Genomic DNA, 12,071 nt, shown 5'->3' with positions numbered 1-12,071 from the left:
CTCAACTCACACTCACCTTTCCGGTGCCACTGACAACAGCAGTGAACCGGGCAGCTTTTTTAATTCCGCCAGACTTTACAATTGCGCGAATAGAAAACTGCAGACTTAATATGTTCTCCGAATACTCGCCAGACATAACATAAACCTCTGACAAGCGAGGCTCATAGGCCCTGATAGTTTTCTCGATGGCAGCCCGCGACTGCTTTAATGTCTCGTGAGCGCTCATATTCATATTATTCAAGTCAGGCAAGCCATAATCAGGCAGCATTTTCACACTTCCTGCACGGGTAGCCAGCACGTTCGATAAATGTGTCGCTATCGACGTCATTAACTGTTCTTCCTCAGAACATCCTGGCAGCCGTACCGTCTCCCCGACAAGGCGTTGAAAAAGGCTTTCTAGGGGGCTCATAGGGTTGTTTATTCCTTCTCCATCTTCCCGACCAGAGACAGCGTAAAATCAGCACCCATGTATTTAAAATGGGGGCGGACATTCAAACTGACGCGGTACCAGCCAGGATCACCTTCCACGTCACTGACGACGATCTGCGCCGAACGCAACGGGCGCCTTCCTCGCACTTCTGAACTTGGATTTTCCTGGTCTGCAATATACTGACGGATCCATTTATTAAGTTGATTTTCCAGATCCGCTCGCTCTTTCCAGGACCCGATCTGCTCTCGCTGCAGCACCTTGAGGTAGTGGGCGAGGCGGTTGACAATCATCATGTAGGGCAGTTGGGTTCCCAGCTTGTAATTCAACTCGGCTAGCTTACCCTCCGGATGGTTGCCAAATAACTTGGGCTTTTGCACCGAGCTGGCGGAAAAAAAGGCGGCGTTATCGCTTCCTTTGCGCATGCTCAACGCAATAAATCCCTCCTCTGCGAGTTCGTATTCACGGCGATCAGAGACCAGAACCTCCGTCGGAATCTTGGTCTCGACTTCACCCATGCTCCGAAAGCGGTGTAGAGGAAGGTCTTCAACTGCTCCGCCGCTCAATGGTCCGATAATGTTGGGACACCAACGAAACTTGGCGAAACTGTCTGTCAGCTTCGTCGCAAACGCATAGGCCGTGTTACCCCACAGATAGCACTCATGGCTATTCGTGACGTTTTCTTTGTAGGCAAACGTTTTTACGGGGTTTTCTTCTGGCTCGTAAGGGCTGCGCAAGAGAAAGCGTGGCACCGTCAATGCAAGATATCGAGCGTCTTCTTGCTGCCGAAAGCTTTGCCATTTGGCGAACTGTGGTCCCTCGAAATGATCTCTCAGGTCTTTGAGGTCAGGCATGCCGGTGAAATGCTCAAGCCCGAAAAAATCGGCACCCGCAGCGGCGATAAAGGGGGCATGCGCCATGCAGGCAACGCTTGAAACGTATTGCATGGTTTTGACATCTGGGGCACTTGGCGAAAAGAAATAGTTGGCGATGATTGCGCCAACGGGATTGCCGCCAAACTGACCGTATTCAGCGGTGTAGACGTGTTTATAGAGGCCAGACTGAACGACTTCAGGGGAGTCCTCGAAGTCGTCCAGGAGATCTTGTTTGGAGACGCTCAATAACTCGATTTTGATATTTTCTCGAAAATCGGTTCGATCAATCAGTAGCTTTAACCCACGCCAAGACGCCTCCAGCGCTTGAAATTCTGCGTGATGGATAATCTCGTCCATCTGACGACCCAGTTTGGTGTCAATTTCCGTAATCATCCGATCAACCAAAGCTTTCTTTACCGGCTCGTTGCGATTGTGCGGTTTAAGCAGCTCTTCGATAAAAGCGGCAACTCCACGCTTGGCGATATCGTAGGCCTCGTCATCCGGGCTCAATCTGGTCTCTGCGATGATCTGGTCAAGTATCCCGTATTGAGCTTCGCTGACACTGCCTTGTTGTATAGCATGGGTGGTCATACACTAACTTCCTGAAAGTACGATCAACGTAACGGTTGTTCTACTGCGCCGAGACCCAGCTCATCCAGTATCCGGCTATGCGAATCCTTGTCGACAAGGACTTTTTCGATTGCCTTGCGAAAGGCAGGCGTATTACCGAGGGGGCCCTTGAGCGCTATCAGTGCATTGCGCAGTTCCATCAATTTTTTCAGCTCAGGAATTTGCTCGACAAGACTGGCCGGATTGAAGTCTTTCATTGAGGCCACCTTGATGCTGACAGTCAGGTCGTCGACCTCGCTGTCAACCTGCAAACGATTAGGTACTGCCAATGAAAGTTTCAGCTCTTGCTTGGCCATCACGTCATCGAAATTATGCTTGTCGATATTGATCGACTTACGGTTTTCCAGTTTTCGTTCATCGGCGCGCTGTATAAAGTCGCCTAAAACCAGAAGCTTCAGCGGTAACTCTATCTCCTCCTGTACGCCTCCGATGGCTGGTTTGAATGTGACATTTATCCGTTCTTTAGGCGCAACAGAGCCTTCTCTGGCCATCTTATTTCCTCTCGATTAATTCGGACGTTAAACTGGCTAGGCAATCAAACCTTCAAGATCGTAGTGACACAACCTTTGATACACCTCCTCTTTACGCAGCGCTGACTTGCTGTTTTGAGGAATCTGTTCGTAGCAGTTGTGCAGCAAGCGCAATACATCAAGAAAAATCAAAGGCTCCCACGCATCCAAACCTGACGTTTGAAGTTCCCGATCAAGGAACTCGAGTTGAATACTGGCAAGCTCGTATTTTTTTGCCTGATAACACATCCGTGCCAGACACAATTTCCAGAAAAACATCTCCCGACCGCCCTTGGCATCGCTCATTCGCTGCGTCAGTACCTGGACGACGGCCTTTAAACCATTGTCCTGCAACGTCGGAAGGAGTTCTTCATAGGCAGAATCCCACTCCGGCGAACTTTGCCGTGAGTCGATATCAAAAGTGCGCTGGACAGGCGGTACAGGCGGAACGATCTGTGCCGAGATCCACTGAAGCGTTTGAGCATTGGCAAAGGGTGTACCGTCGCTAAAATAAAGTTGAACGACCTCTGGAATTCTTTTAAGGAGCACAGCAAATTGCGCTTCCACTTCCTGCTTTGCAGCGTCGTCCCCCAGAGCATTCAGACAACTCCATATCAGGTATTGACCATCGAACCAAAAAGGTGAGGTGGCGAGGCTTGCCTCCACATCCACGATCAAGTCGGCGAAGAGTCCCTGCTCGAATCGCGCCTGATAATTTTTCAGCCTGTCTACAGGCAGGCCTTTTTGTTGGGTTATTTTCTGCGCATTGCTCACGGGCAACTTGTCCACCGACAGCCATACCAACGTCCTCGCAAGACGGAACGCTCGCGGATCCGTGGTCTTTTTCCCCAACCACCATTTACAGAGGCTTTTCACAGAGTGCTCATACTGACTCAACGTTCGCTCTGCATCTTTTTCGCAGTCAATTTTGGCGGGACTGGAGAATAGCTGGGTTGCAACTTGCTTGACCTGCTGGACCACCGTAACGGGTGTTTTTTCGACCTGTAGGGCACGTTGAATCATGCGTGTCAGACGCCTCCGTAAAGGCAGCAGCAAGACCGATTCATCTACGAGGTACCGACCAAATAATTCATCCAGGCTATCGAGGTAATTGATCATCTCCTGAAAAACAGGAAGCTGACGGGAGATGGAGATGTCCTCCACCAGCAACTTATCAAGCCTGATTATCAACCACCCAATAGCGGCAGAACGGGTTCGTGGCTTTTCGGGAAACAGTGTCTGCCAATGCTGATCACAAAGATAATGGATAAGCCTCAAGCCGGCCAGCAAGCCGGGAAAAGACTCGCACTCGTACAGGGCCCAGGCCAGCCAGCTGGCAACACGCAGATCCTTGGACTGGCTGATGAGGATCTGCTCACTGCGCTCTCTGATTCTCGACCAGTCGATACTCAAGGGCTTCAGTACAGATTGCGCACCGCCCAGCTCGCTCTCCAACTGTTCAAAAGCCGTCGAGTATCGTATGTCATCGCCCGCGTAGTTGTGTTCTGCTATTGGATGCCGGGCAATATTCATATAACGAATGGACAACTCGTCTTTATCACTCATCTCCACCCCGGCATTATGACTATCGTAGAGTGCAAGGTATCGAACCTGGCAAGAAAGTAGCCAACACCTTATCTGCCGCCCACCGCATAAACAAGCGGATAAACATGCAACTGTTATATTTCAGAAATTTCCTACACGCAATGAGAATAAAATGTAGGAAACACGGACCTAGACTGCATGAATAACCCATTTTAACCATTGTCCTGCAAGCGCAACTTTTTGCACATCACTGCTTATTATTCAAGATAAAAACATGTGAGCGCCCCGCCAAACGGCATAATTGACGCTGCGCAAGAAGACACTAAAACCGCGCAATAAATTGCGCATTTTTCCTGATAAAACTCGCAGAAACTTATCTTCCGACAGCCATGATCACGCCAAACCCAAGCGCCGTCGGTCCTTGTCACTACATGGCATGGTATTTGTTATAGCGATAGCTCGCTGCGGACATATTCGGTTGCGCAGGGCTGATGCTTTTCAGGAGAACACAATGCCTACACCCGCTTATCTTTCCATCACAGGCACCAAGCAGGGCAACATTACAAAAGAGGCTGGTTCCATTAATTCTATAGGGGGCCATGGTCAGAAAGATCACCCGGACGAGTCAATTGTTCACGCATTCAGTCACGAAATCATATCGCCCTATGATCCTCAGTCGGGTGAAAATACAGGGCGACGCAGGCATAACGCTATTTGCATTACAAAAGTTTTTGACCGAGCGTCCCCGTTGCTGCTGGAGGCATTATGCAGGGGTGAAAAATTAACAGACGTTGTAATAAATTGGTACCGCACCAATGATGGCAAGGAACAGAACTACTACAGAACAACGCTTCACGGTGCTCTGATTGTGGCTGTAAAAGACCACATGCCAACCTGCGACGACCCTAACAATTCACATTCCATCCATCTGCAGGATGTGCACTTTACCTACCGCCAAATAGTGTGGGACCACCTGATAGCAGGCTCGACGGGTTCTTATGACCTGGATGACCTGGGTCTGGACTAATACGTTAACCCCATCGCGTCTGAGGACCGATGGGGATCACTCTTAGGCAAACAGGGAAACTCATGCAGTCCGAAACAATCCCCCTGCCCCATTTCAGTCTGAGCCTGGCCGTTGAAAACCATGATTTTCAAGTTCTTGCCTTCAGGGGCCATGAAGCCATCAGCCAGCCTTTTTCCTTTGCCCTGGATCTGGTCAGCGAATGCACATCGCTGAATCTTGAGAGTCTGCTGGGGCAGCCGGTTTTCTTGCAGTTCGCTTCCGATGATGTCGGTATTAACGGGTTGATCGATCAGATTGCCCAAGGCGATTCAGGGCATCGTCTGACCCACTATTCGATCACGCTGCGCCCGCAACTGGCACGACTTGAACATCGCACCAATCGGCGTATTTTTCAGAATCTGACGGTGAGCCAGATCATTGAGCAGGTCATGCACGATCATCGCCTGCGGGACTACGAGTTCAGACTCAACCCCGGGACTACGTACCCGAAACGCGAGTATTGCGTGCAGTACGGCGAGTCTGATCTGCACTTCATTCACCGGCTTTGCGAAGAGGAAGGCCTGCACTATCACTTTGAACACAGCCCGACTGCCCACAGGCTGGTGTTTGGCGACGATCAGACGGTGTTTCCGAAACTGGGTCCTGTGATCTACAGACAGGAAACGGCTTTGCTGGTCAGAGAGCCGGTCATAAAGCGCTTCAAGCTGCGTCTGGAAACCCGCTCCAATCGCTCGACTTGCCGTGATTACCATTTTGAAAAGCCGCATCTGACCCTGGATGGTTCGGCGCATGATGAGGCTTCTCTTGATCTTGAGCGTTACGATTATCCCGGCGGTTTTACACAGCGCGACCGGGGTGCTCATCTGGCGAAGCGCGCCCTTGAACGCCATCGTCATGACTACCGACTGGGTGAAGGGCAAAGCGACCAGCCCCGAATAGTCAGCGGTCACTTTCTGCAATTAAGCGGGCATCCCAACGAAGACTGGAATGCACTGTGGCTGGTGACCGAAGTCCGTCATGAAGGTCGCCAGCCGCAAGTTCTTGAAGAGTCAGCCCATGAAAGCCAGAACCTCGAAAACTTTCATCAGGGCTATCGTAATACCTTTTTCGCGACCCCTTGGAAGGCCCCGTATCGCCCATCTCTGCGTCATCCCAAACCGAGAATATTCGGCAGTCAGACCGCAGTAATCACCGGACCGAAAGATCAGGAAATCCACTGCGACCGGTACGGCCGGGTGAAGGTACAGTTTCACTGGGATCGTGAAGGAGCCGGCGATGACAAGAGCAGTTGCTGGCTACGCGTGTCGTCCAGTTGGGCTGGCAATCGCTACGGAGGCATGACCATCCCGCGCATCGGCATGGAAGTTCTGGTGACGTTTCTGGAGGGTGACCCTGACAGGCCGTTAGTCAGTGGCTGCCTGTACCACGCCGAACACATTCCGCCCTATGAGCTGCCCGCTCACAAGACACGCAGTGTATTCAAGACTCTGAGCAGCCCCGGCGGCAATGGCTCCAATGAGTTACGCATCGAAGACCGAACCGGTCAGGAGCATATTTACATCCACGCTCAACGAGACCTTGAGCAGAACATCGAGCACAAGCACACCACTAGAGTCGGCCACGAGCGGCATGACCGGGTCGAGAGCAATAGCTACAGCGAGTTCAAGGCCGAGAAGCATTGCACTGTCGATAGTAACCGGCTGACCGAAGTCAAAGCCGATGATCACCTGACGGTGGGCGGAACACAGCACATCTGGGTGGGCGATGGATTACTGGCACACGCCGGGCAGGAAATTCATCTCAAAGCCGGTAACAAGCTGATCATCGAAGCAGGGCTGGAGATCACTCTCAAAGCAGGTGGTTCCTTCATCAAAATCGACGCTGGCGGCGTGACGGTGATCGGGTCTCAGGTGAAACTCAACTCGGGAGGAAGCCCTGGGACAGGCTCAGAGGCGGCACCGCTTTTGCCGGGTTTCACAGAACAGCTCAATAAGGGTGAGTCGGGTGAGATGCTGACTCCCGCACAGAGACAGACAATGAGACGCACGCCATTTTGTGAGCAATGTGCACGGGTAACCGAAGAAGCAAAGAAATGAACCAGGCCAATTATCTGTTGATTGACGGAGCGTTACGACCTGACGCCATAAAGCAGCTTTATCAGCTCGAAGAGAGTCTTGAAATCGCTCCGCTGTATCTCGACACACCCTGGACAGAGGTCATGGGTCTAGGGCCGATACTTGTACATGCACCTCATCCCTCCAGTCTGATACAAGAGTGGCAGGGACATTCAGAGCAAAGGGCCGATGCCTGCGTTTTTTCCAGCAACGCATCTCTGAAAATCGTCTCGGCACATTTGCAGCAGTTTCTGAGCCCGACCGATGATCTGGGTAACTCGAGTCTGCTGCGTTTTGCAGATCCGTTGGTGATGCATTACTGGCTATCCAGCTATGGGGCTGAATATCTGAGCGCCGTGCTCGGGCCTATAGATCAACTATGGGTCCAATCCCCTTTTCGCAGTTGGCAACATTGCCCCGGCTCAACCATCACCACCTTTGTTAATCAACGTGCGCAGCAGGCTTCTCGAAAGGATTTCACCCTGCTGGGCGATCCGCAACTGAAAGCCTTCGCGCGCTGTTATCGATGGTTATTCGAGGAGCGCATTCATGGCTGGGTCAGTAGGCAATATTCACAAGCTTTCGTGGACCAAAGCGATGATCAGATCGAAGACTGGCTGAGCCGTGCTTTGGACAGCGCGCTCGAGTGGGGACTTACCAGTGAATACGCATTGGCGACCTGGGCCGATATTTGTGGCCACTGGGGTCTGGATTTTATCACTTCGCCGCAAGGTCACTACTTATCGTGGCAGACCCTGCACCCCGAGCATCAACGTTTGGCCCCGGAACTGCGCATAGACGCACTTGATGAATACCGTCAAAAAGTCCGCAACGGCAGAGGTGCCCCGCATGACCAATAAACACGGCACACACCGGCAACGACGTGCTGCACTGTTCCCCAAGACACCCGCCACGGCCACCAGCCTGTGCCCCTTCAGAGGCCCTAATGTCGCCATCGTACCGGTGCGCTACGCGCTGGATCGCTCCCGTTACGATGCCGCGCCCGATACGCTGAAACCGCTGCTCAAGGCCAGCAAATGGACGCTGATGCCGAGCCTGAAAACACGCAGCTATACCCTTCGCCAACTGTACGATGGCTATGTCTATGTGTTCGACGAAACGGCCGGGACCTTTCATGAGTACGTTTCGTCAGCCGCCAATGGCCATCTGAGCCGCATCGTCTGGACAGACGCGCAGATCGGCAGCGACCGGCGAAGCGGTGCCGACGATGGCAAACCCTTCCTGTTCTATCCGCGAAACAACCGGCTTCACATCGCTTTTTCGCCGCAGCAATGGACGTGGCGCATCTGCGAACACCTGCGCTCGAACCCTGCAAGCCGTGCGTCGTGGATGAAGTCCCTGGACCTGAAGCGCTACTGCACGACCATGGCCGAGCCGGATACCTTGCCGTTGAACCGTATCGCCGAAGCGGTGGCGGACATCGACAAGGAGTATGTGGTCGATGATGACCGGTTTGCAGACTCGGCGATTCCTGCATCGCAGGCCTCCAGCGAAAAAAACCAGCCGCTGTTTTCGCCAATCGGCGCTGACGTCTTCTGGCAAGGCAGCGTCGACGATCAGGACAGTTCCCTGCTCATTGCTTTGGATGACCCGCTGGCAATTTTCGACGATCTGGGCATGCAGCTGGCGGCCGATCAGGCCGCTTACCGCAACTGGCAAGCCGAGCACGAACACAAGGTACAGATCGCCCAGACCGTCACCACGCTATGTGGCGCAGAGAGCGAACCGGAGAAACTGCCTGCATCGGTGCGCGGCAATGCGGCGCTCACCCAGCAGTATCTGGGCGAGCTCGAAGCTTACTTCGAGCAGTGCATCCTTGAGCAAGCGCAGATCAACAGCAGTAACGTTCCCGGCGATTTTCTGCTGATGCCGGACATGTTCAAGAGCCTGGACATGCGCAGATCGATTGAAATGCGTTACGGCAGCGCGCCCTCCGACGAGGCCCTGCAAGCCTGGAAAGATCGCCACAAATGGCGGCGCGAGGTCGATCTGAGCGGTGCGCGTCAGTATCTGCAACAGCACCTGCCAGCCGGAGACGCATTGCTGCAGCAGGTGCGTGACACGCAAAGCGATTTTCAGCGTTGGGCAACCCATATCGGTACAGACCCGCTCAAGCTGTTTGTCGATACCACTCACCCTGAAAGCCTGCTGTACCTGCAAACGGTCATGCTCAACCTGCAGATCATCTACGCTCAGGACAAAGCCGCCAGCGCCTGGCTCGCCGAGCAGGAAGCCAACGCCACTACGCTGTTCGGCAACTTGCGCTACGGCTTCTCACCCGCGCTCAAACACGCGCTGCACCAGGAGGCCAACGCGCTGCTGAACGGCCTCGGCGACGTCACCAACCTGGCCACCCGCATCGGCGAACTTAACGGCGCACTCAATCACCAAGGTTTTGCCGACAAGCCGTGGATGAAGGCGCTGAAGCAGCCCGTTCAGGACACCTTCAAAGCCCTCGGCCAACTGGCCAGCGGCGCAGGCAAGGCGACGCTCGAAAGTGTCCTGCTGGCCTGGGTGCCCATCGACAGCCGCCTGACGATGGGCAAGCAGCAGAACACCGTTGCACTGATTCGCACCCTGTTGATCGGTCAGATCCTGCTCGACTCGAAGGCGCGTATTGCGATCGATCAAAAAATGCTCGCGAAACTGAAAACCTGGATCAGTGAGTGGCAGGTACTCAACAAACAGATCAGCGCAACCCGTCGCAGCTGGCTCTACCCAACCGCTTACAACCCCCGCAAAAGCATCGCCAAGCACCTGCGCGCCCTCGAGAACAAACTTCGCCTCCACGAACTGAGCATGCCCGCCCTGCTCGACTTTCAGAACAACCAATACGCCAAGCAGTTGCAGGACGAGATTCGCCTGCACTTCCAGTCCGGCAAAGCCATCGCCAAAGACTGGCTGAGCACCGCCAGGCGCTGGCTCGACGGACTGGGAGGGATTGCCGGCTCGATCACCTGGGGCGTGATCATGCTCAACTTCATCAACACCGCCTTCACCTATCGCGACCTGACTCGGGACGGAGACTTCAGCGCCAAGGACATCGGCAAGGTTGCGTATGGATTGGGGTATAGCTTCAATCTGTTGATGGCGGTGTTTGTTGAAGCGCCTTGGAGCGTGATCAGGGATGCAACGCCGGTACTGATTGATGGCAAGAATGTGGGGATTCTGGACAGGTCCAGTGCGTACTGGAGAGCCAAGGGCAATACCGTGTGGGGTGACGCGATACGTGGGTTCAGGGTTTCGATGGTGGCTATGGGTGGGTTTGGGCTGGCGGCGGTTACGCTTGAACTATTTGATGTCAAAAATGATTTTTACGCAGCGAAAACATCAGAGGAAAAGGACGCGATTATTGTAAAGGGCATTTCTATATTCGCAATGGGAGTAGGCTCAACTTTTCAATTGATGGCCGGGTTGTCCCCTGCAAGCGTCTTCACAATTGTTGCGATGAGCCCATGGTTCAGTGTGGCGCTGCTCGTAATAGGTTCTATATATCTTTTTACTACGATGGCTTTGAGTTATTTCAAGCAAGACAGCGTGGGCTGGTGGCTACGCAAGTGCTGTTGGTCAAGAACCTTAGACTATCGCTACCCCGAGACTGCCAAAGGCAAGAGTGACGAAGTACGCGCATTGATAGAAATTCAATTGTCTCCGCAGATTCATGTCAAAAGCACCGTGCACTATGAGAATCGTTATCTTGGCAAAGGCGATTACTACAACGTAGCGGTACAAAATGGCGCTGGAGTACAAGTACGCTTGCCAAATCTGGTACGCGGGGAGTCCGTGCACTTCAACATAGTGAGCAGCAAGCGACCATGGGGCGTGCTACCTATAGAAAAAATAGACGACGCACTGCATCAAGCTTTTCTGGACCGTGGGCAATTCAGGAAGGCCGAACAGTTCGGGATGCTTACCAACAAGCCAGCTGGCGAGGCAAGTGAAGATTTCACTTATCCTCTCATGCCACCTGAAAATGAAGACCTCATCTGGGAAACCTGGGTGCCGCTCGACAAGGACGCAACATATTTGGAGCTGCAAATATGGTACCCGGCCACTCTGATCAATCCTGGCGAGGACGATAGAAGCTATCTGTTTCAGATGGAGCTTGGCACAAGAGGCGATACTGCTATCGATGGTTTGGCTGCTGTGGAGCTTGAAGTGAAGGCATCAAGCAGAATTGGCACACCGACTCTGGAAGTAGCAGACGGTATACCTGTATGAATCAGCAAGAAAAAGCCTTGTATCTGTCGATAAGTAAAGACGTTCTGAACTGGAAAATCAAAACACTTGCGAGATCGCCCAGAGAAATGATGATAACTCAGTCAATATTTATCGCAGTCTACCTAACAGGAAGCACACTTTTCATTTGGGGAGGTTGGATAATGTTTTCAGACAGTCTCTACTCATTAGTGGGCACGATACTCGCGCTTGCGGGAATTCTTGCTTATTACCTATGCCTGCTCATCCGCCAAAAAACCATCTACAACTACACCATCACCACCAACCACGCCCTCGTAGAGTACTACCTTCACTACCCCGACTTCGCCTCTTCCTTTTTCAAAGGCATCGCCATTGCCGTGATTATGCTGTTCGTATTCGTAGCCATACTCACCGGCTCGCTGCTTTTCCTGGTCGGCCCGGTAGCCATGGCCTGTATCGCAGCCATCAAGCTACTCAACTGGGAAAATCCCATCCACCACGAACAAAGCCTGCCATGGGGCGAGTACAACTTTGTCACCGTCGACCGCAAACGCTTGATGATCATCACCCACCGCACTGACGTCACACTTGGCTTCGAAGCCCGCTTTCAGCACGAGGTACTGTTCAACAAGTACCTGAATTTTCTCCATACAGTGCTCCCCCCCACTGCCGAGTTCACTGAAAAAGCCTGGAAGTAGTAGCACGCCCAAGCTAACGTACACG

The 12,071-nt window shown here is 52.8% G+C and carries 9 protein-coding genes; 5 read left to right on the top strand and 4 right to left on the bottom strand.

Annotation, left to right across the window (positions count from 1 at the left end; translation table 11 throughout):
• Position 1: 1 nt before the first annotated feature.
• The 4 genes from tssE to tssA are packed head-to-tail and all read right to left on the bottom strand — an operon-like array spanning position 2 to position 4,007.
• Positions 2-409, bottom strand: a complete 408-nt coding sequence (gene tssE, locus MME58_RS12345) for a type VI secretion system baseplate subunit TssE (RefSeq protein ID WP_054984891.1) — start codon at positions 407-409, stop codon at positions 2-4.
• A gap of 8 nt (positions 410-417) precedes the next feature.
• On the bottom strand, positions 418-1,893 hold the full coding sequence (gene tssC / locus MME58_RS12340; RefSeq protein ID WP_055006794.1) for a type VI secretion system contractile sheath large subunit: 1,476 nt from the start codon (positions 1,891-1,893) through the stop codon (positions 418-420).
• Positions 1,894-1,916: 23 nt separating this feature from the next.
• The gene (gene tssB, locus MME58_RS12335; protein WP_054984893.1) at positions 1,917-2,423 is read right to left on the bottom strand and encodes a type VI secretion system contractile sheath small subunit; all 507 of its coding nucleotides are present in this window, start codon (positions 2,421-2,423) and stop codon (positions 1,917-1,919) included.
• A 36-nt stretch (positions 2,424-2,459) separates the two neighbouring features.
• Positions 2,460-4,007 (bottom strand): type VI secretion system protein TssA, encoded by a 1,548-nt coding sequence (gene tssA, locus MME58_RS12330; protein WP_055006793.1) that lies wholly within the window; start codon positions 4,005-4,007, stop codon positions 2,460-2,462.
• Positions 4,008-4,497: 490 nt separating this feature from the next.
• Here tssA and MME58_RS12325 point away from each other — a divergent pair, with 490 nt between their 5' ends.
• The 5 genes from MME58_RS12325 to MME58_RS12305 all read left to right on the top strand — a co-directional run bounded on the left by MME58_RS12325 (position 4,498) and on the right by MME58_RS12305 (position 12,046).
• Positions 4,498-5,013: an Hcp family type VI secretion system effector gene (locus MME58_RS12325; RefSeq protein ID WP_054984895.1), complete on the top strand. Its 516-nt coding sequence runs from the start codon at positions 4,498-4,500 to the stop codon at positions 5,011-5,013.
• Between the two features lie 62 nt (positions 5,014-5,075).
• A complete protein-coding gene (locus tag MME58_RS12320; protein ID WP_055006792.1) occupies positions 5,076-7,109 on the top strand; it encodes a type VI secretion system Vgr family protein in 2,034 nt (677 codons plus the stop codon).
• Complete coding sequence (locus tag MME58_RS12315; RefSeq protein ID WP_055006791.1) at positions 7,106-7,987, top strand: DUF4123 domain-containing protein; 882 nt, start codon at positions 7,106-7,108, stop codon at positions 7,985-7,987. Before MME58_RS12320 ends, MME58_RS12315 begins: the two co-directional genes overlap by 4 nt.
• A complete protein-coding gene (locus MME58_RS12310; protein ID WP_241409130.1) occupies positions 7,977-11,369 on the top strand; it encodes a toxin VasX in 3,393 nt (1,130 codons plus the stop codon). The genes MME58_RS12315 and MME58_RS12310 overlap by 11 nt, the downstream gene beginning before the upstream one ends.
• Positions 11,366-12,046 carry a hypothetical protein gene (locus tag MME58_RS12305; RefSeq protein WP_055005524.1) on the top strand — a complete coding sequence of 227 codons (681 nt, stop codon included), beginning with the start codon at positions 11,366-11,368 and terminating at the stop codon, positions 12,044-12,046. Before MME58_RS12310 ends, MME58_RS12305 begins: the two co-directional genes overlap by 4 nt.
• Positions 12,047-12,071: the final 25 nt, after the last annotated feature.

Source organism: Pseudomonas syringae pv. tagetis, assembly GCF_022557255.1.
Lineage (GTDB): Bacteria > Pseudomonadota > Gammaproteobacteria > Pseudomonadales > Pseudomonadaceae > Aquipseudomonas > Aquipseudomonas caricapapayae.
Note: the sequence above shows the minus strand (reverse complement) of the source record. Positions and strands in the feature narration are given on the sequence as shown.